The organism is Methylobacterium sp. 391_Methyba4 (genome assembly GCF_029691625.1).
Taxonomy (GTDB): Bacteria; Pseudomonadota; Alphaproteobacteria; order Rhizobiales; family Beijerinckiaceae; genus Methylobacterium; species Methylobacterium fujisawaense.
On record NZ_CP121475.1, the window covers coordinates 3,494,167 to 3,518,397 of the forward strand.

Annotated in this window: 25 protein-coding genes; 15 read left to right on the forward strand and 10 right to left on the reverse strand. The window is 68.8% G+C overall.

Annotated features, from left to right (window positions below; translation table 11 throughout):
* Positions 1-74: 74 nt before the first annotated feature.
* Together P9K36_RS16390 and P9K36_RS16395 are read right to left on the reverse strand one after the other, a co-directional pair.
* Positions 75-536 carry a DUF2852 domain-containing protein gene (locus P9K36_RS16390; protein WP_043351315.1) on the reverse strand — a complete coding sequence of 154 codons (462 nt, stop codon included), beginning with the start codon at positions 534-536 and terminating at the stop codon, positions 75-77.
* 57 nt (positions 537-593) lie between these two features.
* A complete protein-coding gene (locus tag P9K36_RS16395) occupies positions 594-1,268 on the reverse strand; it encodes a TetR/AcrR family transcriptional regulator (RefSeq protein ID WP_043380129.1) in 675 nt (224 codons plus the stop codon).
* A 263-nt stretch (positions 1,269-1,531) separates the two neighbouring features.
* On the opposite strand from P9K36_RS16395, the gene P9K36_RS16400 reads away from it, so the two are divergent.
* From P9K36_RS16400 to P9K36_RS16410, 3 genes are all read left to right on the forward strand, one after another.
* Positions 1,532-1,846 carry a hypothetical protein gene (locus tag P9K36_RS16400; RefSeq protein WP_278305522.1) on the forward strand — a complete coding sequence of 105 codons (315 nt, stop codon included), beginning with the start codon at positions 1,532-1,534 and terminating at the stop codon, positions 1,844-1,846.
* Positions 1,847-1,968: 122 nt separating this feature from the next.
* Positions 1,969-2,376, forward strand: coding sequence for a thioredoxin family protein (locus P9K36_RS16405; RefSeq protein ID WP_043380135.1), 408 nt, complete (start codon positions 1,969-1,971; stop codon positions 2,374-2,376).
* Between the two features lie 103 nt (positions 2,377-2,479).
* A complete protein-coding gene (locus P9K36_RS16410) occupies positions 2,480-3,652 on the forward strand; it encodes a glycosyltransferase (RefSeq protein WP_081948580.1) in 1,173 nt (390 codons plus the stop codon).
* Positions 3,653-3,657: 5 nt separating this feature from the next.
* Here the strand turns inward: P9K36_RS16410 and P9K36_RS16415 are convergent, their stop codons facing one another.
* Both P9K36_RS16415 and P9K36_RS16420 read right to left on the reverse strand, forming a co-directional pair.
* The gene (locus P9K36_RS16415; protein ID WP_043380137.1) at positions 3,658-4,608 is read right to left on the reverse strand and encodes a helix-turn-helix domain-containing protein; all 951 of its coding nucleotides are present in this window, start codon (positions 4,606-4,608) and stop codon (positions 3,658-3,660) included.
* 153 nt (positions 4,609-4,761) lie between these two features.
* On the reverse strand, positions 4,762-5,529 hold the full coding sequence (locus tag P9K36_RS16420) for a zinc-ribbon domain-containing protein (RefSeq protein WP_278307291.1): 768 nt from the start codon (positions 5,527-5,529) through the stop codon (positions 4,762-4,764).
* A 182-nt stretch (positions 5,530-5,711) separates the two neighbouring features.
* On the opposite strand from P9K36_RS16420, the gene ftsE reads away from it, so the two are divergent.
* The 3 genes from ftsE (at position 5,712) to P9K36_RS16435 (ending at position 8,298) form a co-directional block, all read left to right on the forward strand.
* A complete protein-coding gene (gene ftsE, locus P9K36_RS16425; protein WP_043380143.1) occupies positions 5,712-6,404 on the forward strand; it encodes a cell division ATP-binding protein FtsE in 693 nt (230 codons plus the stop codon).
* The gene (locus tag P9K36_RS16430; protein WP_278305523.1) at positions 6,401-7,369 is read left to right on the forward strand and encodes an ABC transporter permease; all 969 of its coding nucleotides are present in this window, start codon (positions 6,401-6,403) and stop codon (positions 7,367-7,369) included. The genes ftsE and P9K36_RS16430 overlap by 4 nt, the downstream gene beginning before the upstream one ends.
* Positions 7,370-7,521: 152 nt before the next feature.
* Entirely contained in the window at positions 7,522-8,298 is a 777-nt protein-coding gene (locus P9K36_RS16435; RefSeq protein ID WP_278307292.1) for a YdcF family protein, read from the forward strand.
* A 103-nt stretch (positions 8,299-8,401) separates the two neighbouring features.
* On the opposite strand, the gene P9K36_RS16440 is transcribed toward P9K36_RS16435, so the two are convergent.
* The 3 genes from P9K36_RS16440 to P9K36_RS16450 all read right to left on the reverse strand — a co-directional run bounded on the left by P9K36_RS16440 (position 8,402) and on the right by P9K36_RS16450 (position 9,938).
* A complete protein-coding gene (locus P9K36_RS16440; protein WP_043351297.1) occupies positions 8,402-8,728 on the reverse strand; it encodes a hypothetical protein in 327 nt (108 codons plus the stop codon).
* Positions 8,729-8,730: 2 nt separating this feature from the next.
* Complete coding sequence (gene ptsN / locus P9K36_RS16445) at positions 8,731-9,198, reverse strand: PTS IIA-like nitrogen regulatory protein PtsN (RefSeq protein ID WP_043351295.1); 468 nt, start codon at positions 9,196-9,198, stop codon at positions 8,731-8,733.
* A gap of 143 nt (positions 9,199-9,341) precedes the next feature.
* Entirely contained in the window at positions 9,342-9,938 is a 597-nt protein-coding gene (locus P9K36_RS16450; protein WP_043380150.1) for an HPF/RaiA family ribosome-associated protein, read from the reverse strand.
* Between the two features lie 155 nt (positions 9,939-10,093).
* Here P9K36_RS16450 and P9K36_RS16455 point away from each other — a divergent pair, with 155 nt between their 5' ends.
* The 3 genes from P9K36_RS16455 (at position 10,094) to P9K36_RS16465 (ending at position 14,204) form a co-directional block, all read left to right on the forward strand.
* Positions 10,094-11,662: a glucan biosynthesis protein D gene (locus P9K36_RS16455; protein WP_278305524.1), complete on the forward strand. Its 1,569-nt coding sequence runs from the start codon at positions 10,094-10,096 to the stop codon at positions 11,660-11,662.
* A 122-nt stretch (positions 11,663-11,784) separates the two neighbouring features.
* Positions 11,785-13,878, forward strand: a complete 2,094-nt coding sequence (mdoH, locus tag P9K36_RS16460) for a glucans biosynthesis glucosyltransferase MdoH (RefSeq protein ID WP_278307293.1) — start codon at positions 11,785-11,787, stop codon at positions 13,876-13,878.
* A gap of 158 nt (positions 13,879-14,036) precedes the next feature.
* A complete protein-coding gene (locus tag P9K36_RS16465; protein ID WP_278305525.1) occupies positions 14,037-14,204 on the forward strand; it encodes a hypothetical protein in 168 nt (55 codons plus the stop codon).
* A gap of 39 nt (positions 14,205-14,243) precedes the next feature.
* On the opposite strand, the gene P9K36_RS16470 is transcribed toward P9K36_RS16465, so the two are convergent.
* Complete coding sequence (locus tag P9K36_RS16470) at positions 14,244-14,444, reverse strand: hypothetical protein (RefSeq protein ID WP_043352604.1); 201 nt, start codon at positions 14,442-14,444, stop codon at positions 14,244-14,246.
* 285 nt (positions 14,445-14,729) lie between these two features.
* Between P9K36_RS16470 and P9K36_RS16475 the strand changes: the two genes are divergently transcribed.
* Together P9K36_RS16475 and P9K36_RS16480 are read left to right on the forward strand one after the other, a co-directional pair.
* Positions 14,730-17,048, forward strand: coding sequence for a Tex family protein (locus P9K36_RS16475; protein WP_278305526.1), 2,319 nt, complete (start codon positions 14,730-14,732; stop codon positions 17,046-17,048).
* Positions 17,049-17,245: 197 nt separating this feature from the next.
* The gene (locus P9K36_RS16480; RefSeq protein ID WP_278305527.1) at positions 17,246-18,457 is read left to right on the forward strand and encodes a hypothetical protein; all 1,212 of its coding nucleotides are present in this window, start codon (positions 17,246-17,248) and stop codon (positions 18,455-18,457) included.
* Between the two features lie 93 nt (positions 18,458-18,550).
* Here the strand turns inward: P9K36_RS16480 and P9K36_RS16485 are convergent, their stop codons facing one another.
* Both P9K36_RS16485 and P9K36_RS16490 read right to left on the reverse strand, forming a co-directional pair.
* Positions 18,551-19,348, reverse strand: coding sequence for a glycosyltransferase family A protein (locus P9K36_RS16485; protein WP_043758202.1), 798 nt, complete (start codon positions 19,346-19,348; stop codon positions 18,551-18,553).
* Positions 19,349-19,431: 83 nt separating this feature from the next.
* Positions 19,432-20,142 carry a hypothetical protein gene (locus tag P9K36_RS16490; RefSeq protein WP_236952954.1) on the reverse strand — a complete coding sequence of 237 codons (711 nt, stop codon included), beginning with the start codon at positions 20,140-20,142 and terminating at the stop codon, positions 19,432-19,434.
* 220 nt (positions 20,143-20,362) lie between these two features.
* Between P9K36_RS16490 and P9K36_RS16495 the strand changes: the two genes are divergently transcribed.
* The 4 genes from P9K36_RS16495 (at position 20,363) to P9K36_RS16510 (ending at position 24,015) form a co-directional block, all read left to right on the forward strand.
* Positions 20,363-21,580: a flagellin gene (locus tag P9K36_RS16495; protein WP_278305528.1), complete on the forward strand. Its 1,218-nt coding sequence runs from the start codon at positions 20,363-20,365 to the stop codon at positions 21,578-21,580.
* Positions 21,581-22,240: 660 nt separating this feature from the next.
* Positions 22,241-22,381 carry a hypothetical protein gene (locus tag P9K36_RS16500; RefSeq protein WP_164706378.1) on the forward strand — a complete coding sequence of 47 codons (141 nt, stop codon included), beginning with the start codon at positions 22,241-22,243 and terminating at the stop codon, positions 22,379-22,381.
* Between the two features lie 398 nt (positions 22,382-22,779).
* Entirely contained in the window at positions 22,780-23,010 is a 231-nt protein-coding gene (locus P9K36_RS16505; protein ID WP_043387596.1) for a hypothetical protein, read from the forward strand.
* 108 nt (positions 23,011-23,118) lie between these two features.
* Complete coding sequence (locus P9K36_RS16510; RefSeq protein WP_278305529.1) at positions 23,119-24,015, forward strand: LysR substrate-binding domain-containing protein; 897 nt, start codon at positions 23,119-23,121, stop codon at positions 24,013-24,015.
* Positions 24,016-24,231 lie beyond the last annotated feature (216 nt).

A 24,231-nucleotide genomic window follows, 5' to 3' on the forward strand; every position in this document is an offset into this window, starting at 1 on the left:
GGCGTCACGCCGGCGCTTGAACCACCGGGACGGCGCGTCCGGGCCCCTGAGCCCGGACGCCCACAGATGCAGGATCAGACGGAGCGATCCCCGCCCTCGGCCCGGCGCTTGGCCATGAAGGCATCGAACTGCTCACGATCCCGGGCGCGCTTCAGCTCCTCCACGAACTCGGAGAAGGCGCGGCTCTCTTCCTCGAGGGCACGCCGCTGCGCCTCCAGACGGTCGAGCTCGGTGCGACGGTACGCGTCGAAGGCGGCATTGCCGCTGCTGTCGCGTCGGTTGGCGGCCTCGAACGCCCGGGCGAAGCGCGAGGCGGGGCGTCCCCCCTCGAACTCGGAAGCCGCGCGCCGCGCCGCGTCGCGCATTTCAGCGAAGGCCGGATAACCTGCAAGCTTCCAGGCCACCAACGCGAGGCCGACCGGCCACCAGTAGATGAAACCGACGACGATTGCGCCAATCTCCAGCGACCGGCGCGGGAACGGGCCAGTCCGGCAGAGCTTGCCGGTCGCCCAGGGTGAAGAGGTTTGAGAGGTCACGGCTGTGCTCCGCTGTTCATGTGAACGCGGTTAACATGCGGGTCCCGGAGGTGCCTTTCAAGGTCGTCCGAGACCGCCCTCGCGCTCGGTCTGTCGGGAGGCTCCGTGAACGAGCGCCAGGACCCCGGCCCGCAGCAACTCGTACTTGTCCGGAAATCCCGGTCCGCGCGGCAGATGTCCGGCGGCCGACAGGGTCGCGAGGCCGTGGGCCAAGGCCCACACCTCCAGGGCGATGAAGCGGGGTGCCACGCCCCCGAATCCGTCCGAGAATGTCGCCTGCAGCGCCTCGACCAAGAGATCGAAAGGGCTCGGCCGCGACGCTACGGCATCGCTCGCCGCCGTGTCGAGGTCGGCGCCACCGGTGGGGAAGCCGCGCGTCTCGAAGATCGCCGCATAGTAGGCCGGCTCTTCCTCGGCGAAGGCGAGATAGGTCTCACCCATCCGCGTGAACCGCTCCAACGGCGTCCCGCGCGACGTCAGGGCCCGCGCCAGACGGGCGGCGAGTTCCGCGAAACCGCGCCCGGCCAGCTCCTCCAGAAGCGCCTCCCGGCCCCGGAAATGGCGATACAGCGCGGCCGGGGTGACGCCGACGAGGCGCGCGGCTTCCACCAGGGTGAAGCCGCCAATCCCGCGCTCGGCGATGAACCGGCGCGCGGCCTCCAGGAGGGCCTCCTTCAGATTGCCGTGATGGTAGCTGCGCCGGTCGTCCGGCCCGTCCCGCCAGGGTCGCAAGATCTCATCATCCTTCGCGCGCCTGTTGCACCTCACAGGACCCCAGCGCCGCTGTCGAGTCCAAGGCGGCCAGAGACTGTGTCTCCAGGACCGCCCTTCGGTATGACGGCCGAACGCGACGGTTGTTTCGGGCCGCCCCGCACCACGCTTGACCACCTCCCGAGCATGCAACACTATTACATCGGAAAATCCAGAGGGATCGACGATCCCCCCGGACGGCGGCGAATGCCGGGGCTTCCAGTGCAGGACGACGAGCATCGCGCATGGCCTTTGTAAGCCTCAAGGCGTGGCGCGCCCGCTCGGCAGAGCGTGCCGAGATCGCGTCGCGCCTGAAGCAGGACCTGCGGTTGGCCCTGCGCCTCGGGGAGGACGATACCCTGGCGGTGAACGAGATCGCCTGCACCGATCCAGGCTGTCCCGACATGGAGACCATCGTGCTGGTGATGCGCGCCGGCGTGCCCACGCGGGCGTTGCGGATCCGGCGCCCCATCGACGCGGTGGATGCCGACGACATCGCGGCGCTGGCCGAGGAAGACCGGTCGTCCGGAGCGCCGTCGACCGGCGTCTCGACAATGTGATCGTGCGCGGGCGCTTTCGATCTTCGGGCCGCCCAGGATCTCGCGACGCGCCCGGGCGCGCGGCGTAGCATTCCTCAAACACCGCAATCCGGTCCATCAGCAGGCCGGGAGGAAAGCACGCCATGAAGAACCGCCGTCACGTCCTCGCGCTGGCCGGCCTCGCCCTCACCTCCCCCATCCTGCTCGGAATGCCGGCCCCGGCCATGGCGGCCGAGACGCTCCCGTTCTCGGATGCGGCCTTCGAGGCTGCGCAGAAAGCCGGAAAGCCGGTCCTGGTCGCGGTCAGCGCCCCCTGGTGCCCGATCTGCCGCACGCAGAAGCCAATCCTCGCGAAGCTCGCGGCCGAGTCGCGCTTCAAGGACCTCCAGATCTTCGACATCGACTTCGACAGCCAGAAGGATCTGCTGAGGCGCCTGAACGTCCGGATGCAGAGCACGCTGATCGCCTACAAGGGAGCGACCGAGGTCGGACGCTCGGTCGGCGAGACTCAGCCGGAATGGATCGAGGGCCTCGTGGAGAAGACCCTCTGATCGGCCGCGTCCTGCGAGGCCGGCCTGTCCGGTCCCGTTCAGGGAAGCTCCGACATAAGCCCGATGCGGGCCCGCGCGACGGGTCCGGCGGAGAACTTCACCGGTGTCGAGCGCCCTCCTGTCAGACGATCCGTGTCCCGATGCGATCGTGGCCGTACCCGTGCGAAACGAGGAGGAGCGGATCGCCGCCTGCCTGAAGGCGATCGACGCCCAGGAGGGTCTGGAACCCGGCCGCCTCGGGCTGGTGCTGTTCCTGAACAACTGCACGGACGGTACGGAGGCCCTCGTGTCGGCATTGGTGCCGACGCTGTCGATCCGGGTCCGGGTGCTGAGCGAGAACTTTTCCGGCGCCCATGCCGGCTGGGCCCGGCGCAGGGCCATGGATGCCGCCGCGGCCTGGCTGGGTGATGCGGGGAATGCGGGGATCATCCTGTCCACCGACGCCGACAGCCGGGTCCCGCCCAATTGGGTCGCCCGCAATCGCGCGGCGATCCGGGCGGGGGCCGACGCGGTGGCCGGCCGGGTCGAGCTCGATGCCGCTGAGGCGGCGCTGCTGCCGCCCTCGCTTCCTGCCCGCGGGCGCCTGGAGGATCTCTACGACGCCCTCATCACCGAGGCCGAGGCGCGGATCGACCCCGACCCGCACGATCCCTGGCCGTGTCATCGGACAGCGATCGGGGCGACCCTGGCGGTGACCCGGAGCGCCTACCTTGCGGTCGGCGGCATGCCCGAGATCCCCCTCGGGGAGGACGGTGCCTTCATCGCGCGCCTGCTCGAACACGGCTTGCGGGTCCGTCACGCCACCGATGTGTGCGTGACCATCTCGGCGCGACTCGCCGGGCGGGCTCCGGGCGGTGTCGCCGACACGATCCGCTCCCGTTGCGAGGAGCCCGACGCGCTCTGCGACGCCCGGATGGAGACCTTCCCGCGCGCCGTGCGGCGCTACGCCTGGCGCCGGCGGTTCCGTCGGATGCACGATCGCGGACTGCTCGCCCGGAACGAGGCCTGGGCGCGGGCCATCGGGATCGCCCCCGTGGAAGCGCGGCGGATCGCTGCGCTCCCCCTTGGCCAGGCCATCGCCGAGGCTGAGCGGCTCAGCCCGCATCTCGCCTATCGTCCGATCGGTCCGCGGCAGTTGCCCGGCCAGATCCGGATCGCGCGGCTCGGCATCGCCGCACTCCGCCTCGGTTTCGGCCTCCTGGGCTTCGCGCGGCGGATCGCGGGTTCAGCGGCCTCCGGCCGGCCGGTCGCGGATCCGCGGGGCAGCCGGATCTGATATCCTCAGAAACGGCCTTCCAAGACGTCCCGTGGGGCCATGCCGAACCGGCGGCGGAAGGCGCGGCTGAAGGCGGCCGCATCGGTGAAGCCGCAATTGGCCATCACGGATCCGATCCGGGTTCCGCTCGTACGCGACCGCAGCCGCCGGTAGGCGCGGTCGAGACGCGCGTCGCGGATCTTTGCCGCCACGCCCTCGTCGCCCGTGAAGGCCGCGTAGAGCCGGCTGCGCGAGACCCGCAGGGCGGCCGGAAGCGATTCGGGCCCGAAGGCGGGATCGTGCAGCCGGCGCTCGATATGGGCGAGGGCCAGAGACCGGACGGCTTCGCCGGAGAGATCGTTGTCCCCCTGGTCGCCCTGACCGTCGGCGAGCGCGCGCAGAAGATGCAACACGCCCTCCAGCGCGATGCCGGCCTCCGCCTCCGTCATGCCGCCGACCGTCTCCGAGAACGACCGAAGATAGGTCGCGAACAGGCCGCTGAGCGGCGTGGCCCGGAGCTTGCGCCCGACAAAGGCCGGCACGTTGCCCACTTGCGCCAGGAAGGCGGCACGGGGCACCTGTAGGCGGATCTCCTCGTAGGCGTCGCGGCTGCCGATCGCGAACGGTTGATCCATGGCATGGACCGTGATGTCGCCGGCGCTCAGCAGGGCGCCGCTGTTACCCTGCTCGACGAAGCCGCCCCCCTGAACGAGAAACGCGATCGCGATGTCGTCGCGCCCGTCCTGGCGCACATGGTGCGCCGTGCGCTCGACCCCGATCGGACCGCTGAGGGTGTGCAGGACCACGCCGTGCGTGGAGACCGCGAGCCTGCGGCCCGCCGTGAACGGCACATCGGGCGCGAGCATCGTCGCGTCCACCCGGGCCAAAGCTGTGCTGCGCCAGTAATCGAAGGCGCGCTTCTGCTCGACCGTGTCGGTCGTCTGGATGACGATGGGAACCGTCTCGCGGACACTCAAAGCGGGTCTGCCCCGGGCGCCAACAACAGCCTGCGCGCCTTCGCGCGTTGGAACCTCAACGAAGCAAATTGCAGATCTGAGGTCGCGGCGCAACCTTAAATAGATGACGCCGATAAGCCGAATGGTCTCGCCGCGGAGCGACGCCGGGAGCGATCAACGCTCGGACGCTGCCACCCGCGCGTCCGGCCGGGCGCCCGACGCATCGGCGAAACGCACCAGGATCGCGCGGCCATCGGACGGTGGTGCCGACAGGCTCGCACGGAATCGGGCGGTCTCGGTTGCGGCGAGGACCGCCCGTGGCGGCGCAACCGAGAAGGTGCGGATCGTCCGGCCACCGGCGTCGCGAATTTCAACGCTCAGCGGCGCGACCGCAGCGTCCTTACGGGCAACGCCGACGAGGTCGCCTTCCACCACCAATTCCGCAGGATGGCCGTCCTCGGCAGGGTTGGTGAAGGCCACCACGTCGCGGATCTCGATGCCTCGGATGTTCACGGGCAGGCCGACGCGTGCGAACAAGGAGGCGGTCTGCGGCGCGGCTTTGACCACGCTCGTCCGGGCGAGGCAGGCGAGCGGCAGTGAAGCGAGGAGCACCAGACCGAAGGCCAGGGACGGCGACAGGCCTGGAATCGCGCGACGGCCCTTCCCGGCGGATTTCGAACGCCGGGCCTTTCGCGGGACGGTGGGAGCTTGGACGTCGGCCGCCGTTCGAACCGAGGCCGTCGCCTCCTCCCACGCGGCGTCGGCGAGCGGATCGGCCTCGGCACGCGCGGCGAGTTCCGCCTCATGGCCGGCGAGAACATCGGCCGGCGTGATGAACCACGTCTCGCGACAGGCGGCACAGCGGACCGAGCGGCCCTCCATGCCGACCTTGCTGGCATCGATGCGATATTCGCTCGCGCAGCTCGGGCAGGCGATCAGCATACGCCGCATACTCGCATCGATCGGCCGCAGCCGGGGCGGAAATTAAAAGTGCTTGAGGAAGTGTCGCTGAACAGGGTTAAGCGGCGGTGAAACTCAGGAGGCCTTGAAAACGCCCGCCCGTCCGGCGATTCCCGAGGCATGGACAGACGAGACACGGCACGGCCTTGAACCTACAGGCGAGCATGAAAAGCCTGCTGCCCGGCGCTGAGCGGCCGGTGGTGCAGTTCGAGAATGTCGGCATGCGCTACGGGCTCGGGCCGGAAGTGCTGTCCGACGTGAGCTTCCGCATCGCGCCGCGCTCCTTCCAGTTTCTCACCGGTCCCTCCGGAGCCGGGAAGACGACGCTGCTGCGCCTCATCCTGCTTTCGGTGCGGCCGACCCGCGGCCTCGTCTCGATCTTCGGCGAGGAGGTCAGCGGGATCTCAGCCAAGGCGTTGACCGGACTCCGGCGGCGCATGGGCGTGGTGTTCCAGGATTTCCGGCTCCTCGACCACCTCACCACCTACGAGAACGTGGCCCTGCCCCTGCGCGTCCAGGGCCGGGCCGAGGCCAGTTATCGGGCCGAGGTGGTGGAGCTGCTGCGCTGGGTCGGCCTCGGCGAGCGCATGCACGCCCTTCCCCCGCTGCTCTCGGGCGGCGAGAAGCAGCGCGCCGCGATCGCCCGGGCGCTGATCGCGCGGCCCGACCTGCTGCTCGCCGACGAGCCCACCGGCAACGTCGATCCGGGCCTCGGGCGTCGGCTGCTTCGACTCTTCCTCGAGCTGAACAAGCTCGGGACCTCGGTCATCATCGCCACCCACGATTTCGGCATCATGGACGCCGTCGACGCCCGCCGGATGGTCCTGGGCGAAGGCCGGCTGCGGATCGAGGAATGAGCACGCAGGCGATCCCGCGGACGAAGCCCGGCGGATCGGCCGTGCCGCCCGACCCGTCGATGCCGGCCAACCTGCGTCGCAACGCGCCGCTGGTCCCCACCGACACCGCGGCCGGCCGCTCGTTGGCGGCCGTCATCGCGATCCTGACCTTCCTGGCGGGGCTCTGCGCTGGGGCCGCCGAGATGGTCGCGACGAATGCCGCCCAATGGCAGGGCGATGTGGCCCGAGAGGTCACCATCCAGGTCCGGCCCGGTCCCGGCCGCGACGTCGATGCCGACGTGTCCCGCGCCGACGGCATCGCCAAGGCCGAACCGGGGATCGCGGAGACGCGGGTCTTCAGCAAGGCCGAGGCCGAGCGCCTCCTCGAGCCGTGGCTCGGGACCGGGCTCGACCTCTCGGACCTCCCGGTCCCGCGGCTCATCGCCCTCAAGCTCGCGAGCGGCCAGGTTGCGGATCTGAAGCGCCTGCGAACTCGGCTCGTCGAGGCTCTGCCGGGTGTGGCCAGCCTGGATGACCACGCCCTCTGGCTGCAGCGGCTCTCGACCGCCGCCAACGCCTTCGTGGGGATCGGGATCGGACTCGTGCTGCTCGTTCTGATCGCCACCGGGCTCGCCGTGACCTTCGCGACCCGCGGCGCCATGGCGAGCAACCGCGAGGTCGTGGAGGTTCTCCACTTCGTCGGTGCCGACGACGACTACATCGCCCGGGCATTTCAGCGGCGCTTCTTCGGCCTGGGCCTGCGGGGTGGCGCGATCGGGGCCGGACTGGCTCTCGTCGCCTTCGTCATCGCCGGCTTCCTGGCCAGGGCCGCCCGGTCTGGACCGGCCGGCCAGGAGGTCGAGGCTCTGTTCGGCGCGTTCCATATCGGCGTGCGCGGCTATGCCAGCGTGCTCCTGATCGGCGTGATCGCGTCTCTGGTCACCGGCATCGTCTCGCGCGTGACCGTCCGGCGGTTCTTGGCGTGAGGGCGTGCGACGTCGCGTTCAGGTGGAAATAGGGAGTCTCGATAGCACGTTTACCATCTGGAAACTTTATCATCGCGGTGTTGATACGGCTGACGGCGCCGGCCTCCGGGTTGCCGCAATCGGCTCCGATCTTCCGGAGGATGACCACGCGTATGCTGCGCGCATCGGATCCGCTCATTACCGACCCCGTCGGCTGGGCTTGGCACGTGTGGGATCACCCGCCCCGCGCCGTCGTGCGCCCGCGCCGCCGGCGGCGGATCGCGCTGTGGACCTGCAGCTTCGGCGCGGGTTTGGGCGCGCTGGCGCTGTTTGCCGGATTCCTGATCTTCGTCGGCGCGCTGGCGCGACACGAGCGTGCGCCGTCTGATCGGGCCGACGGAATCGTGGCGCTGACCGGCGGTGCGCAGCGGATCGGCGATGCGATCGACCTGCTGGCCGGAGGCTACGGCCGGCGGCTTCTCATCACCGGCGTCAACGAACGGACCAGCCGCGACGAGATCGCCCGCCTGAACCCGACCCAGCGCGCGCTGATCGCCTGCTGTGTCGATCTCGACTACCGGGCGCGCAACACGATCGGAAACGCGATCGAAACCCGGCGCTGGATGCGGGCGCACCGCTTCAGCACCGTCGCGGTCGTCACCTCGAATTATCACATGCCGCGGACGCTGATCGAACTCGATCATGCACTGCAGGACAGCGACCGCGTCCTGCCGCATCCCGTCGTGACGGAGGCATTCGACGCCGACCGCTGGTGGCACGACCCGCCTGCCGCGCGCCTTCTGGCCTCCGAATATATGAAATTCCTGGTCAGCTGGGTCCGTACGCGCTTCGAGGCGGACCCCGAGCGCTCGCGCGCCGCGATCCTTATCGGGCGGGGCAAGCCGGTGAAGATGGTGGCCGAGCCGCTGATGATGCGCGGCGTGGACTGACCTCGCCCCCGGATGCGCCGTCCCGTCGGAGCCGACAGTTCGGCCCCAGGCCATCGTGGATCACCGCGCGTGACCGTCCGGATCACAGGCGCTCGGCAGCGGTCTACGGACCCTTGCAGCGTGCCTTGATGGCCGCCGAGAATTCCCGGTCTGATCCCTGAACCTGAGCGAGGCGCTCGCTGCGCTCGGTGCCCGACAGGCAGCGCCCGTACACGCTCGCCACGCGGCGCATCGTCTCCACGTGACGGCGCCAGATGCGGCAGTTCTTGGCGTCGTCACCGTCGGCCTGCTCGAGCTGGTCGAGGGCTTGGCGCTGCATGGACTGCGCCACCAGGACATCGCGGGCGCAGGTCGTCTCTCCCTGCGCCGCGGCGGCGGTCGAGGCGATGGCCGCGAAGGCCAGAGCGGCGGTGGTCCGAAAGATCGGCATCATCAGGCCGCCTGCGGTGCCGTCGAGCGCGTCAGAAGGGCGTAGAGGGCACCGGCATCCCGAGCGGCGCGGATATGCGTGAGCATGCCCGGCTCGCGGAGAATGCGGGCAACCTGCGCGAGCGCCTTCAGGTGATCGGCCCCTGCCCCTTCGGGCGCGAGGAGCAGAAAGGCGATATCCACCGGCTGGCCGTCGAGGGCGTCGAAATCCACCGGGCGGTCGAATCGGGCGAACAGCCCGAAGAGCCGATCGAGTCCGGGCAGCTTGCCGTGGGGAATCGCCACCCCATCACCGATGCCGGTCGATCCGAGCCGCTCGCGCTGGAGAAGGGTGTCGAAGACGGGCCGCTCGCCGAGCGCCGGCAGGCGCCGCGCCGCCTGCGCGGCGAGATCCTGCAGCACCTGCTTCTTGGCGCGGGCGCGCAGGGCCGGCACGACCGACTCGGGGTCGAGAAATTCCAGAACTGGCATCGAACGACCGTTGCCCCGTCACCCGTTCGCGAGGAAGCGGGCCTCGTCGCAGGGGCGTCGTCGACCGTTCCGGCCGCGCCCCTGCTGGATCAATAGGTGGGGAAACCAGCCGGTTCCGGCTCCGCTTCTCCCGACCTATCGCGTCACTCGGCGGCGCTCGGTGGGTCCACCCAGCCGATCGCTCCGTCGCTGCGCCGATATACGACGTTGACGCGTCCGGTGCCAGCGTGGACGAACACGACCACCGGGGATCCCGTCATGTCCAGGGCCGTCACGGCCTCGCCGATGGTGCGGCGCTGGAGGGTCTTGGTGCTTTCGGCGACGATCGGCGGATGGGCGTCACCCTCGACGGCGTCCTCGTCGTCCTCCTCCGGCGGGGCGGCGAACACCGCATAGGCGGCCTCGATCGCCGCGTCGTCCCCCGGTCCGGTGGCGTGCTGCTTGAGCTTGTGCTTGTAGCGGCGCAGCCGCGTCTCCAGGCGCTCGGCGGTCTGCTCGAAACTCGCCCGGGCATCGTGGGCGAAGCCGTTCGCCTCGATCGTGAGGCCGGACACGAGGTGCAGCACGCAATCCGTCCGGAAGGCGGTGCCGTCACGCCGGAGCGTGACATGGCCGTTGCAGGAATCGTGCATGTGCGAGTCGAGATATTTGGCCTGAATCGCGGACATCCGCTCCTCGACGCGGCCGCGCAGGCTCTCTCCGAGATCCACGCCGTGGCCAGTGACTCGCAACGATCCCATGCTGCCTCCCCCATTTCGATGCAGACGGCCGACTTAGAGAGCCGGCTCGGGTTAAGTCAACGGAGCCACTTGCGGTTCAGGCGGTTGCTTAACCCTGGGTTCAGCCGGCCTGTCCGTATACAGGGAGGCTCCCGAGACGTGAGACGACTGCCTGCATGACGATCGACGCCGTGCCTTCCGCCGCACCGACACGCCGCGCCCTGCTGGTCGGCACGCTGGGTGCTGCCGCGGGACTGCTTCCGGCAGTGGCCCGTTCGGCCGAGCCGGACAAAGCGCCCGCGCTGCCCGGCAAGGGCGAGGCCTTCGAGGCGAACACCCTGACCGACTTGGCCCGCGCCCGTGCCGCAGCACCCTATGCGGGGCCGAAGACCGGCGACGTCCCGGCGGTCCTGAAGGCTCTGTCCCGGGAGGCGTACGACGCGATCCACCCGGCGGAGGGCCGCGCGCTCTGGGCCGACCGAAACGTGGGCTACGTTCTGGAGCCGCTCCTGCGCGGATCGATCTTCGAGACGCCGGTGTCGCTGTTCGTCATCGAGAACGGGCTGGTTCAGCCCGTCGCGTACGACAAAACGGCGTTCGTCGCCCCCGGCCTCGATCTGCCGGATCTCGAACCCGACGCCGCCTTCTCGGGCTTCCGCCTCCGGGCCCGGTTCGAGGGTGCGGAGGACGTATCGAGCTTCGCGCTGTTCCAGGGCGCCTCGTTTTTCCGGCTCGTCGCGGAGGGCCAGGATTTCGGCATCAACGCCCGCGCGCTGGCCCTGCGGCCGGCCGATTCCCGCGGGGAGGAGTTCCCGCTCTTTAGGGCCCTGTTCGTGGAGACGCCCGCGCCCGGTCAGCCGGTCGTCGTTCATGCCCTCGCCGATTCCGAGTCGGCGACGGCGGCGTTCAAGATCACGCTCACGCCCGGCCGTGACGTCTCCACGGCGGCGATCGAGGGAACGGTCTTCGCCCGGGCCGACCTCGACCATATCGGGCTCGGCGGCATGCAGGGGAGCTACCTGTTCGGACCCCTCGACCGGAACCGCGTCGACGATCTGCGCACCGCGGCCTTCTCGGTGGAGGGCTTGGCGATCCACAACGGCTACGGCGAGCCGATCTGGCGGCCCGTTCACAATCCGGAGGCCCTCCAGGTCTCTGCCTTCGTGGATCGGGGTCCGAAGGGGTTCGGCCTCATGCAGCGCGCCCGCGCGTACGATGACTTCGAGGATGACCGGCGTCATTGGGAACAGCGCCCGTCCTTGTGGCTGGAGCCGTTGGATGACTGGAACGAGGGTGCCGTCACCCTGCTTGAGATCCCGAGCGATTCCGAGCTGAACGAGAACGTCTTCGCCTATTGGCGACCCAAGGCGAAGCTGGCGAAGGGCGTGGAGATGCGCTTCCAGTGCCGTCAGCATTGGTCCAAGGGCTGGCCGGATCCTCTGCCTCCGGAGATCGCACGGGTGCGCGACAGCCGCTGCGGCCACGGCAGCACCGGCAGCCGGCGCCTCTTCGCCGTCGACTTCGAGGGCGACACGCTGTTTCAGCCCGGCGATATCGACGTCGATCTCAGCGCGTCGGCCGGGACGATCACACGGCAGGACCGGTTTCGGTATCCCGAGCGCAAGACGTTGCGGATCCTGTTCGAACTCGATCCCGGCAGCGCCCGCGCGAGCGAGCTGCGCCTCGCCCTCCGGCGCGGCCAAGCCCGGGTCAGCGAGTCGTGGTTGTTCCGCTGGACACCGTGATCCCCGATCCGCCTCAACATCAAGGACCGGCCTGCACCGTGCAATTGGACGAGACGATGACCGTGCCGCCCGCGATCGACGCCGCGCGCGTGGCCGAGGCGAGCCCCGATGACGGAGGCGGCATGCCGCGCGAAGCGCCGCTGACCATGCCCGTCCAAGATCTGTCGCATTGGGACATGGGCCTGGGCCATCGGCCCGCACGGCCCGGCCGTGATCCCTGGCCGGCGCGGATTCTGGTCTTCGGCGGCGCGCTGGCGCTGACCGCCTTCGGCGGCTGGCAGATGGTCGAGACCGTGTCGGTCTCGGGCAATCCGACTGCGCTCCAGCTCGTGCTGGTCGTCCTGTTCTGCCTGACGTTCTCGTGGATCGCGCTCGCCTTCACCAGCGCCGTGCTCGGCTTCGGGATGCTGCTGCGGCGGCCGCGTCCGATGTCGGCTCCGACGGCCCTGACCACGCGGACCGCGGTCCTGATGCCCGTCTACAACGAGGCGACAGCCCGCACCTTCGCGGGTGTCGAGGCCATGCGCGAGGCGGTCGAGGCCACCGGACTGGGAGACCATTTCGACTGGTACGTCCTGTCGGATTCGACCCAGCCCGATGCCTGGATCGCCGAGGAGCGCGCCTTCCTCGAATTGCGCGGCCGCCTGGGTCCCAATGCCCGGCTCTACTACCGCCACCGGGCGAAGAATCACCATCGCAAGGCCGGCAATATCGGCGACTTCGTCACGCGGTGGGGTGGCCACTACGAGCACATGCTCGTGCTGGATGCCGACAGCCTGATGAGCGGATCGGCGATCGTGGCGCTGGCCTCCGCCATGGAGGCGGATCCGGATGCCGGTATCATCCAGACCCTGCCGCTGATCATCAACCGCAACACCCTGTTCGCCCGGCTTCAGCAATTCGCGGCCCGGATCTACGGCCCCGTGATCGCAGCCGGGCTTTCCGCGTGGTCGGGGCGGGACGGCAACTACTGGGGTCACAACGCGATCATCCGCACCCGCGCCTTCGCGGAATCCTGTGGCCTGCCGGATCTGTCCGGGAAGCCCCCCTTCGGCGGCCATATTCTGTCGCACGACTTCGTGGAGGCGGCCCTGATCCGCCGATCGGGCTGGGCGGTGTACATGCTCCACCGCCTGCCGGGCTCGTACGAGGAGAGCCCGCCGTCGCTGATCGACGTCGCGGTGCGCGATCGGCGCTGGGCGCAGGGCAACCTCCAGCATGCGCGAGTGATCGGCGCCGCGGGGCTGCATCCCGCGACCCGCCAGCACTTCGCCACCGGCATCGCCGGCTATCTCGCCTCGCCACTCTGGCTGATGCAGCTGGTGGTCGGCATCCTGCTTGTGCTGCAGACCGCCACGGAACGGCCGGACTATTTCGGGGGGGCGGGCTTCTCGCCGGTTTTCCCGCGATTCGATCCGGTCCGCGCGCTCCAGCTGTTCGGCCTGACCATGGCGGTTCTGCTTGCGCCCAAGGTCCTGGGCCTGATCCTGGCCCTCTTGGATGGTCCGGTGCGGCGCGCCTGCGGGGGCGCCGGGCGGCTCATCCTGTCGAGCCTGGTCGAGATCCTGCTCTCCGCGCTGGTGGCGCCGGTGGCGATGGTCATCCAGTCCGGCTCGGTGATCGGTATTCTGCTGGGACGGGACACGGGCTGGAATCCGCAGCGCCGCGACGACGGCTCGATCCCGCTGCGGGACATCGTCCGCCGTCACCGCTGGCACACGGTTTTGGGGCTCGTGGCGGGAATCGCGGCCTTCGCGATCGCGACGTCGCTGTTCCTCTGGATGAGCCCGACGATCCTGGGTCTGGTGCTCGCGATCCCGATTTCCTGGGCGAGCGGACAATTGACCCTGGGCCTGGCGCTCAAGCGCCGGATGCTACTCGCCACGCCCGAAGAGGCATCGCCGCCGGAGATCGCGCTGCGGGCAGCGGCGCTTGCGACCCGCAATGCGGCTCGCGGCTACGACGACACCGATTCCCTCGTGGCGATCCACGCCGATCCCGCCCTTGCCCACGCCCACACCCGGATGCTTCCGAAGGGACAGCGGCGGCCCCGGGGCGCGATCGACGCTGACCAGACGCTGGCAACCGCCAAGATCTGCGAGGCCGAGACGGTGGCGGAGGCGCAGCTGTGGCTCTCCCAGAAGGAGCGGATGGCCCTGCTTCACGACCGGGCCCTCGTGGACCGCCTCGTGCGTCTCGAGACCAGCCAAGCCTGATCGCGGTTCGCGCCGGGATCTCGGGCGGGGCGTTCGGCGATCACGTCCTCGCGCTGTGCGCAGCCGTCGCGGCACCGGTTCAAGGGCGCGGCCGGGTGTCGAGAGAAGGGGTTAACCATTCGGATCCTAGACTCGGCCATCGTCACTCGGATCCGGTCATGACCCTGCTGTTCGTGTGCCTGCTCCTGCCGCTCGCGCTTGCCATCGTTCTGGCCCGCGGCGAGCCGGTCCGCACCATCAGCTGCCTCGGCGCGATGGGGGTGGGCTGCGTGATCGCCTGCTTGAGCGTGGCCAGCCTCCTCCGCCACCGGGCGCGGCCGACCTGAGAGGAATCGCCGTCCGGCCCGAAGCCGGGAATCGCTTCCCTACAGGAAGCCCACCGGTCGCGGACCGCCGGTCAAACTCCGCCCGGCCCGCGCAACCAGCTGGGAAAAGGCGAGCGCCGCCGCCGTCGCCTGCGCGCGGGACGGGAAGCTACGCCGCGATTCGAGCACCGGCTCGTCGGTCTCGTTGACGAGAACCCACGACCAAAGCGACCGGCTGTGCTCACGGATCTCGAATTGCACGGGCGCCTGCCTTTCCGGGACATGCGAAGGGAAAGGCTCGCATCAGCCGGTGACATCCCGATGACGACACGGGATGATCATCACGGCTTTCGAGCCGCCCGTCCGGTTCAGCGAAGTCTTCCACCGGGTTCGGTGCGTCGCCGGCTGGAAACCATGCCGAAGCGCGTGCGGGATCCGGCTGCAGAAGCGGCGGCATGCGAACGGGCCTGACGGACGCCTTGTTTCCGACGGCTTGGGGTTTCAGGCAGACGGCGCATCCCTGCTGCGCTTCCCGCCGGAGTTTCCATGAAAGCCGTCAACGCGCTGATCGCCGATGAACTCGGTGTCGGGGAGGCGCAGGTTGCCGCCGCCGTCGCGCTCCTCGATGGCGGGGCGACCGTGCCGTTTATCGCGCGCTATCGGAAAGAGAATACGGGCGGCCTCGACGACACGCAGTTGCGCCGGCTCGAAGAACGGCTCTCGTATCTGCGCGATCTCAACGAGCGGCGCGCCACGATCGTCGCGAGCATCACCGCGCAGGGCAAGATGTCGCCGCCTCTCGCAGCAGCCCTCGAGGCCGCCGATACGAAGGCACGCTTGGAAGACCTGTATCTGCCGTTCCGACCCAAGCGGCGCTCGAAGGCCCACGCCGCCCGTCAGGCCGGCCTTGAACCGTTGGCCGAGCTTCTCCTGCGCCGGCCCGATACCGCGCCCGAGACGGTGGCGGCGCGCTACCTGTCGGACGCCCATGGCATCACCGATGTCGACGCCGCGCTGGACGGTGCCCGTGCGATCTTGATCGAGCGCTTCGCCGAGGACGCCGACCTCGTCGGGCGCCTGCGCACGGATTACTGGCGGGGCGGCCAGCTCGTCTCCCAGGTCCGAAAGGGCAAGGCGAACGAGGGCGCGAAATTCTCGGATTACTTCGCCTGGAGCGAGCGGCTGGAGCGGATGCCCTCTCACCGCATCCTGGCGATCTTCCGCGGCGAACGGGAGGAGATTCTCGAGGTCGGCTTCACCGCGGAGGGTGAGGATTCCGCGCCCGGGATTCCCGGACCGTTCGAAACCGCGATCTGCCGCCGCTTCGACATCGCCCTGCGGGGCCGCCCCGGCGATTCCTGGCTCGTCGAAACCGTCCGCGCGGCTTGGCGGACGAAGATCCGGGTGGGCATCAAGCAGGATCTGCGCAACCGCCTGTTCGAGCGGGCCGAGGATGAGGCCGTGACGGTCTTCGCGGGAAACCTGAAGGACCTGCTCCTGGCCGCTCCGGCGGGCGGCCGCACCACGATGGGGCTCGATCCCGGCTATCGGAACGGCGTGAAGGTGGCGGTGGCGGATCGCACCGGCCGCGTCGTCGCGGTGGAGACCACCTATCCACACGAGCCCCAGCGCCGCTGGCGCGAAGCGGTGGCGGCGTTGGGGCGCCTGTGCCGCCTCCACAACGTAGAGCTTCTGGCCATCGGCAACGGCACGGCCTCCCGCGAAACCGAACGCCTCGCCGCGGAGATCATCGCGTCGAACCCGGATCTACCGCTCGCGAAAGTCATGGTCTCCGAGGCCGGCGCCTCGGTCTATTCGGCCTCGGAGATCGCCGCGCGAGAATTGCCCGATCTCGACGTGTCCCATCGCGGCGCCGCGTCGATCGCCCGGCGCCTTCAGGATCCCCTGGCCGAACTGGTCAAGATCGATCCGAAGTCCATCGGCGTCGGGCAGTACCAGCACGACGTGAGCGAGGCGAAGCTGTCGCGCTCGCTCTCCGCGGTGGTGGAGGATGCGGTCAACGCCGTCGGGGTGGACGTCAACACGGCCTCCCCGGCCCTGCTGGCGCAGGTTTCCGGCCTCGGCGGCGCGATGGCGGCGCGGATCGTCGCCCATCGCGACGCCCAGGGCCCGTTCCGGACGCGCACGGCGCTGAAGAAGGTCCCGGGGCTCGGCCCGAAGACCTTCGAGCTCGCCGCCGGCTTCCTCCGCATCCAGGGCGGCGACGACCCGCTCGACGGGTCGGGCGTCCACCCGGAAGCCTATCCGGTGGTCCGCCGCATCCTCCAGGCGACGAAGAGCGACATCCACGTCCTGCTCGGCAATGCCGCCCTCCTCGGCCGCCTGGCGCCGGAGCCGTTCGTCGACGCGCGTTTCGGCCTGCCGACGGTCCGCGACATCATCGCCGAGCTCGAGAAGCCGGGGCGCGATCCGCGGCCGGCCTTCAAGACGGCGCGCTTCCAGGAGGGTGTCGAGACGATTGGGGATCTCACGCCCGGCATGCAGCTGGAGGGCGTCGTGACCAACGTGGCCGCGTTCGGTGCGTTCGTCGATATCGGCGTTCATCAGGACGGGCTCGTCCACATCTCGGCGATGGCGCGGCGCCGGATCGCGTCGCCGACGGAGATCGTCCGGATCGGCGAGGTCGTTCGGGTGCTGGTCCTCGGGGTCGATGTGCCGCGCAAGCGCATCGCATTGTCGATGCGGCTCGACGATCCGATTGACCCGGCTCAGCCCGCCCGACGCGGGGGCGAATCGAAGATCGACGCGCCGCGAACCCGGCCGAACGCCACCGCGGAATCCGCGCCGACCGGACCGCTGGCGGAAGCGCTCCGTCGCGCCGCCGCATCGGCGCGGCGCAGCTGACCATCGCGAGACACGCGGCAACCGCCGGCGCGGAACAGGAAGCGCCTCGGCTGACGTCCCGCATGCGCCCCGGTATGGTTAGCGCTTCGTAAACCTCCCTCCGGTCACAGATCGGGGATCGTGCCGCCCTGTGCGATCCCTGCGGCCGGATACCGGCGGCCGCATCGCAGCGGCGGCTCCCCTTCTCGGAGTCTGTGATGCAAGCGCGTGCTGCGGGAATCGACAATCCGAGCCCGATGATCGGCCCGGCACGCCTCATCAGAGCCGCCTTCGAAGCTTCGGACATGGCCGCGCTGGCCCAGGAGATCCTCGCCCGATCGCCCGACGGCGTCATCGACGCCGGGGCGGCGATGGATCTGGCGACGATCCTATTGCTGATGCACCGCACCGACGAGGCGCTGCAGCTCCAGACCGACATCCTTCAGGGCCAACGGCTCTTCTCGCTGCGTTCGAACCCGGATCAGGCGCGGGTCCGCGTGCTCATCCTCGTCACGGCCGGCGATCTCATGGCCAACACGCCGATCGATTTCCTGCTGAACGACGACGATTTCAGCCTCACCTATCTCTTCCTCTGCCCCGGCGAAGACATGCCGCGCGACCTGCCGGAGCACGATGTGCTGATCACGGGCATCGCGTATTCGAGTGGCGCCGAGCCGCTTTTGGAAGCCGTCGCGGCCGCCGCCGAAGGGTGGTCGCGGCCGATCGTCAACCACCCGCGCGCGGTTCTGAAGACGTCCCGGCACGGGATCGCGGATGCGCTCCGCGGCGCCGAGGGGATCCTGGCGCCCGCCGTCGCCCTCCTGGACCGGGCGGCGCTGAGCGCCTCGGCGTCCCGCCTTCCCGAGGGCCTGGACTATCCGGTGCTGGTGCGCCCCCTGGATACCCATGCCGGCAACGACCTCCAGAAGGTCGATCGGGCCGAGGATCTGACGCGCTACCTGGATCATGCAACCGCGGAGCGATTCTACGTCACGCAGTTCTGCGACTATCGTGGCCCCGATGGACTATTCCGAAAGCTCCGGGTCGTTCTGATCGACGGTGTCCCGTTCCTTTGTCACCTGGCCATCCGCGACCACTGGATGATTCATTACCTCAACGCTGGAATGCTCGAGGATGCCGAGAAGCGGACGGCGGAGGCCACCGCCATGGCCACGTTCGACGCCGCGTTCGCGCAGCGCCGTCGCGCCGCCTTCGCCGAGATCCACCGAAGGATCGGGCTCGATTACCTGATCCTCGATTGCGCGGAGAGCTCGGATGGCCGGCTGCTGATCTTCGAGGCGGATACCGGGATGGTCGTCCACGACATGGATCCCGTGGACCTGTTTCCCTACAAGCTGCCGCAGATGCGCAGGGTGTTCTCCGCATTCCAGCAGGCCGTCCGCGGGCGCGCTCAGACGCGACCCGCCTAGGACGCGCACGGTCGGGCATTCACGCCCTTTCCGAAGCGGGCGGGCCCCGATCCAGGCCTTGCGGGAGTTCGAACGGCGGACAGGGCCGCCCTGTCACCAGGGGATGCGGCCGAAGCGGTCGATCAGCCGCTGATACTCGGCGTCGCTCTCGACTTTCGACGTCCCGCCCTGTCCGACATCCGAGGTTCCGGAGCCGGGATGCACCAGACGGCACACCAGCGGCAGGATGAAGCCGTGGCGCACGAGGTGCGTGTTGGGGCCGCCGAACCGAAGCACGTTGGCGAGCCACGGGCGGACCTGAACGGCGTTCTCGAGAGTGCCGGGCGCCGTCGCCTCGACGAGGTGGGCGCGGCGCAGGCCGGTCTCGGCGAGGCGGCCGAGCCATTCGTTGTCGTAATGCCATTTCGAGGCGGGGTTGATCGCGCCGACCTGCGCGAAGGTGGACCGACGCATCAGCCAGCCCGACGGCGTCGGGAAGTCGTTGATCCGGACGACCTCGCCGGCCTCGTCCGTCTCGACCTGGGTCGAGGAGACGAAATCGAAGCTGTCCAGGGTCCGGAGCGCGAAACCGAGATAGGGCGGCAGCCAATGGTCGTCGTCCTCCAGGAAGCCGACGAAGTCCCAGCTTTCATCGACGGCCCGGATGGCCGCGTTCAGGGCGGGAATCTGCCCCTTGCGCTCGCCGCGCACGAAGGTGATCTGCGGATGCGCGGCGAGCCGCGCCGGGATCTCGGTCTCGGGGTCGGTCCCGACGAAGAAATGGATCGTCGCCGGCCTGTCGAGTTCCTGGCTGTTCGCGCTCTCGACCGCGTGTTCCAGGAAGTACTGGCCGGATTTGCCGGCCAGAGTCGAAGGTTTCATCCGGGACGGCGTGATGATCGCAATCCGCATTCCCAGGCCTCATCGTTTGGAGCGCAGCTCGCGGAAGCGCGGCGCGCAGTTGCGTCGCGGCCGATCGAATTGCCGGCCGTCACTCAGAGCTTGAAGGACTGTTCGCCGATATGTCCGAGCTCCTTGCTCAGATACGGATCGCACCAGATCCGGTAGCCGGCTGCACGGACCCGGTCGCTGAAGTCGAAGTCCTCGCCGATGTTCACCCCGGCCTCCTCATCGACGCGGAACCGGAAATACGGCCGCTTGAGGCTTTCGAAGACGGTCGATTTGATCAGCAGGAAGCCGGTGGGGATCCGTGCCATCTCCAGCAGGCCCTTGGGGGCGTCGGCCGGCTGCTCCGGCAGGATTTCGCCGAGGAAATGGAAGGGCGCCGTGCGCCGGGAATAGGTCGCGCCGATGATGTCGACCTGCCGCACCAGCAGTTTGAGCAGGGCGTCCTTCGGGAAGGTCATGTCGCTGTCGATGAACAGGACGTATTCCGCATTGTGTTTCTGCGCGTATTCCAGGCCCAGGTTTCGCGCGTCGGCGACGATCGATGATTTCCCGACCACGATCGACATCGGCATCTCGCCGAGGGAATGCATCATGGATCCGAGGCTGACGGCGAAATCCGCGTGGACCATGGTCCCGCAGGGGATCGCGATCGCCACATGGGGAAATTTCGTCGGCGCGGAGGGGGCCGGGTCGCCAACATCACCGGACGCTTGAGCGATCACAGTTGAGCTCCGTACTAGGGTGTGCCCCATTTCCCTTCGCCTGCCACGCCGGATCGAGACCGGCCGGGCAGGCACCACAGAATTGGCGAGCGCCGTCGGTTATGGCCGCGGATGGTTAATGGATCTTGAACGGCGCCGTCTTCCATCAATACTTAATGGATTTCGATGGCGATTCATTAAGGATCACTTCGGTCGACTTGAGTGTCGACAATCGGATTAACCCCCACGAAACATCTGGAGCGCGATTACTGGCGTGCCCGAGAAACGGGCGCATCAAATCAGAAAGATACGACCCATGTCCTCCATCACCCTGTCGGCCGCCACGCGTCAGAACCTGCTCTCCCTGCAGGATACCGCCCAGCTGATGGCGACCACGCAGAACCGCCTCGCCACCGGCAAGACGGTCAACTCCGCCCTCGACAACCCGACCAACTTCTTCACCTCCCAGTCCCTCGACGCCCGGTCCTCGAGCCTGAACACCCTGCTCGACGGCATCTCCAACGGCGTCCAGTCGATCCAGGCCGCCAACCAGGGCATCACCTCGATCCAGAAGCTGGTCGATCAGGCCAAGTCCATCGCCAACCAGGCCCTCTCGACCCAGCTCTCCACCACCGGAACCGCCGCCAACGCCTACAGCGCCAGCACCGCCTCCCAGACGGTGCTCCTGACCATCAACGGCACCTCCGTGTCGGCCACCGTCGCCGCCTCGTCGAGCATCAGCGCCACCGTCGCGGCCCTGAACTCGGCGGTCAGCTCGGCGTCGACCTCGTCCAGCGGCTCGTTCGGCGCGGGCGCGATCTTCTCGGTCGACAGCACCGGCACGAAGATCGTCCTGAACGCCCAGGCCGACGTGGAGTTTCAGAACTCCGGCAGCCAGACGGCGCTCGGCTTCACCGGATCGAGCACCACCGCCTCGACCTACGGCACCGCCGCCACCACCGTCGTCTCCAGCGACCTCTCGGTCTCCGGCGTGTCGCAGCGCGCCTCTCTGGCGAGCCAGTACAACAACCTGCTCAACCAGATCACGCAGCTCGCCGGCGATGCCAGCTACAACGGCGTCAACCTCATTGCCGGCAAGGGCAATGACATGAACATCAAGTTCAACGACACCGGCAGCTCGACCTTGAACGTCGCCTCGGTGGATGCCACGGCCAGCGGCCTGGGCCTGTCGTCGATCACCAACTCGAACAGCACGGCCAGCCAGAACGGCCTCGGCAACTTCCTGTTGAACTCGGACGTCAACAAGACCCTGTCGACCCTCACGAGCGCCGGCAACACGCTGAGCTCCGCGGCGAGCGCGCTCGGCTCGAACCTGTCGGTCGTGCAGAACCGCCAGGACTTCTCCAAGCAGCTGATCAACGTGCTGCAGACCGGCTCGGCCAACCTGACCAACGCCGATCTGAACCAGGAAGCGGCCAACTCCCAGGCGCTGTCGACCCGGCAGTCGATGGGCATCTCCGCCCTGTCCCTGGCCAACTCCGCGCAGCAGGGCGTCCTCCAGCTCCTGCGCTAAGCGGCACGCGGTTCGAAACGATGGCCGGCCAGGGTTCCTGGCCGGCCGTTTTCGTTTGGGCGCGATCGGATGGATTGACCGGACGGACGAGATGCGGATCCGCTCCGTCCGCTCTCGCAACGGCCAACCGCACATCGAGCCCGGACCCGGCATGTCCGCGGCTTCGGCCGCGCTCCACATCGCGATCACGCGATCCCGCACGGTCCCGGTTGCACCTGCCATCGCCATCCGCTCCAGGTGGCGAAGGTCTCCGTCGGCCCGTGCACGGCACCCTGAACCCGGCGCTCGCACAGCATCGAAGCCGACGGACCGATCGGCGTGATCCAAAGCGCGATACGCCTGCAGGCTTGCCAAGCTTGACCATATGCGCCAGCCTCTACGCAGTTCATACGGATCGATCCGAGCCGGAGCGCCGATGCTGGTGAATCACGAGCGCCGTCTTCTCATCCGAGCAGCCGAGACTGTGGGACACCGGATTGCGGTCTGCAGACAGGCGAACGCGTCCTGGCCCGGCGACCACAGCCGGCTCCTCGCGCTCGAAAGTACCGGTCATCTCCGACGGGTCGACCATTGCGAAGACTCGGAGGGTACGGTCGCCGTCTGGCAGATCACCCCAGCCGGACTGGTCCAGCTTCAGATGCTGACGTCGGGAGCTCACTGATGGCGTCCATCAAGATCCGTGCAACCGATGACGGGACCTTCGTGGTCTATCGGAATGGCGCGGTCGTGGCCTCTGGTCTGACCCGCTGGCAGGCCGAGCGCTGCGCCACAGTGCTCGGCTGGATCGCGCAGGGTCATTGAGGACGCAGCCACAGCCCTTCGCCGCCCCCGCCTCTGCACGGATTCTGTCGGCCCGGGCGCCCTCTGCAATCGGCGAAATCTATTCCAAGCGAAATCGGCGCCTGATGCGGGCCTTTCGGCTGCGATGTCGTCGATGGCCTCAAACGCGCGCATCGCGTGCGGACGTTGACCGATCGGACATCTCCGTGCGGCCATTCATCCGGGAGGCTCGGACGCCCATCGCTGGCGATGCTGCACGACGTCTTCAGACGCAACGATCGGCGCGCGACGGGCAAGATCGTCGGGAAGATCAGCGAATCGCGGAGTTCTTCGGGTAACGAATTTTTAATCCTCACGGCAGGATCATCCTGCCATGGCCCGGCACATGATCCAGGCCACGTCGATCGGGCGAGGCTCCGATGATCGTGTTGATTGCGGCGGCGATCGCCGGTGGACTCGCGACGGCGGCGATTCTCGCGCCGGTCAGCGGTCTGGCCGCGCTGATCCTCGTGCCCCTCGCGGCCAGTGCAGCGGCCATTTTCGCGGGCATCTCCATCGCGTGGCGCGGCGCTCACGAGGATACCGATCGTCATGGCGGCCGGGCACGGTCCGATGGGATGGCGGTCGCGCCGGTGCGTATCCATCGCTGACGGTCGACTTGATCGTCGCGCCGCTGCGGCGTCGCGCGCCGGGCCGTAGCCTGCCCGCGAGATCGGCACCATTGCCAGGATCGGGGACCAAAGCCCATTCTGCTCGGGATGAGGCCACCCGTCCCCCTCTCCGCGATCCGGATCTTTGAGGCCGCTGCCCGGCGACGCTCGTTCAAAGCCGCAGCCGGCGAATTGAACCTGTCCCCGAGCGCGGTCAGTCACGCCCTCCGCAAGATGGAGGAAGCCCTGGGCGTCGTTCTGTTCGAGCGCGTCGGGCAGGGCATCGTGCCGACGCCGGCCGGTGAGGCGTTGTGCGATCATGTCGGACGCGCCTTCGCGGAACTCAACCGCGGCTTCGACCTCGTGGCGAATCGCGGGCCGCAGCTGCTCAGGCTGCACTGCGCGCCGAGCTTCGCCGCGCAGTGGCTCGCCCCGCGCCTCGCCCGGTTCCTCAGTGCCCATCCGGGCTTCGAGGTCCGCCTCGCCGCCGGCATGGATTACGCCCGCTTCATCACCGACGAATTCGACGCCGACATCGTCTACGGACCGCCCCGCGGGGAAGGTCTGCTGCGCATGCCGCTGGGCCCGGAGACGGTGACGCCGCTCTGCGATCCCGCGCGGGCCGCCCGGATCCGCGAGCCGGCCGACCTCCTGGCGCATACCCTGATCCAAAGCGACAACAAGCAGGTGCGCTGGACGCACTGGTTCGAGCGGAATCAGCTTGCCGCGCAGCCGAATGCGGGCATCCGCTTCGATCGGAGCTTCCTGGCCCTGGCTGCTGCCGCCGATGGGCTCGGTGTCGCCCTGGAATCCACCCGCCTCGCCGAGCGCGAGGTTGCGGCCGGCCGCCTCGTCGTGCCGCTGGCCGGACGGTCTCAGGACATCAGCTACGTCGGTCACCATTTCGTCTGCCCCGCCGATGTGCGCCGGCGCGCGCCGCTGCGGGTCTTCGCGCGGTGGCTGGCCGAGGAACTCGGGATCACGCTGAGCCCCGACCTCGCCTGACGCGCCGACAGGTGACTGGGATTCACCTGCGTGTGCAAATTCCGCGTTTGTCGCGGAGGCAGCGCGTCGGCACTCTCGTCGCAACAAAACAGGCGGGAGGAGACGACGCCGCAGGCCGCTCGATCCAAGGGCTCGGTCCCTGGAATCGCAGCCGCCGGCCGGACGCCCCTTCCGTCACGACGACAGGTCCGATCCCGCGCTGTCGCGGGTCGCCGG

What these genes read in the sequence shown, in the direction of transcription:
- P9K36_RS16400 (WP_278305522.1), top strand. Translation starts at nt 1,532, where the DNA reads ATGGCCTTTGTAAGCCTCAAGGCGTGGCGCGCCCGCTCGGCAGAGCGT.
- P9K36_RS16405 (WP_043380135.1), top strand. Translation starts at nt 1,969, where the DNA reads ATGAAGAACCGCCGTCACGTCCTCGCGCTGGCCGGCCTCGCCCTCACC.
- P9K36_RS16420 (WP_278307291.1), bottom strand. Translation starts at nt 5,529, where the DNA reads ATGCTGATCGCCTGCCCGAGCTGCGCGAGCGAATATCGCATCGATGCC.
- ftsE (WP_043380143.1), top strand. Translation starts at nt 5,712, where the DNA reads ATGAAAAGCCTGCTGCCCGGCGCTGAGCGGCCGGTGGTGCAGTTCGAG.
- P9K36_RS16430 (WP_278305523.1), top strand. Translation starts at nt 6,401, where the DNA reads ATGAGCACGCAGGCGATCCCGCGGACGAAGCCCGGCGGATCGGCCGTG.
- P9K36_RS16435 (WP_278307292.1), top strand. Translation starts at nt 7,522, where the DNA reads ATGCTGCGCGCATCGGATCCGCTCATTACCGACCCCGTCGGCTGGGCT.
- P9K36_RS16440 (WP_043351297.1), bottom strand. Translation starts at nt 8,728, where the DNA reads ATGCCGATCTTTCGGACCACCGCCGCTCTGGCCTTCGCGGCCATCGCC.
- ptsN (WP_043351295.1), bottom strand. Translation starts at nt 9,198, where the DNA reads ATGCCAGTTCTGGAATTTCTCGACCCCGAGTCGGTCGTGCCGGCCCTG.
- P9K36_RS16450 (WP_043380150.1), bottom strand. Translation starts at nt 9,938, where the DNA reads ATGGGATCGTTGCGAGTCACTGGCCACGGCGTGGATCTCGGAGAGAGC.
- P9K36_RS16455 (WP_278305524.1), top strand. Translation starts at nt 10,094, where the DNA reads ATGACGATCGACGCCGTGCCTTCCGCCGCACCGACACGCCGCGCCCTG.
- mdoH (WP_278307293.1), top strand. Translation starts at nt 11,785, where the DNA reads ATGCCGCGCGAAGCGCCGCTGACCATGCCCGTCCAAGATCTGTCGCAT.
- P9K36_RS16465 (WP_278305525.1), top strand. Translation starts at nt 14,037, where the DNA reads ATGACCCTGCTGTTCGTGTGCCTGCTCCTGCCGCTCGCGCTTGCCATC.
- P9K36_RS16475 (WP_278305526.1), top strand. Translation starts at nt 14,730, where the DNA reads ATGAAAGCCGTCAACGCGCTGATCGCCGATGAACTCGGTGTCGGGGAG.
- P9K36_RS16480 (WP_278305527.1), top strand. Translation starts at nt 17,246, where the DNA reads ATGCAAGCGCGTGCTGCGGGAATCGACAATCCGAGCCCGATGATCGGC.
- P9K36_RS16485 (WP_043758202.1), bottom strand. Translation starts at nt 19,348, where the DNA reads ATGCGGATTGCGATCATCACGCCGTCCCGGATGAAACCTTCGACTCTG.
- P9K36_RS16495 (WP_278305528.1), top strand. Translation starts at nt 20,363, where the DNA reads ATGTCCTCCATCACCCTGTCGGCCGCCACGCGTCAGAACCTGCTCTCC.
- P9K36_RS16500 (WP_164706378.1), top strand. Translation starts at nt 22,241, where the DNA reads ATGGCGTCCATCAAGATCCGTGCAACCGATGACGGGACCTTCGTGGTC.
- P9K36_RS16505 (WP_043387596.1), top strand. Translation starts at nt 22,780, where the DNA reads ATGATCGTGTTGATTGCGGCGGCGATCGCCGGTGGACTCGCGACGGCG.
- P9K36_RS16510 (WP_278305529.1), top strand. Translation starts at nt 23,119, where the DNA reads ATGAGGCCACCCGTCCCCCTCTCCGCGATCCGGATCTTTGAGGCCGCT.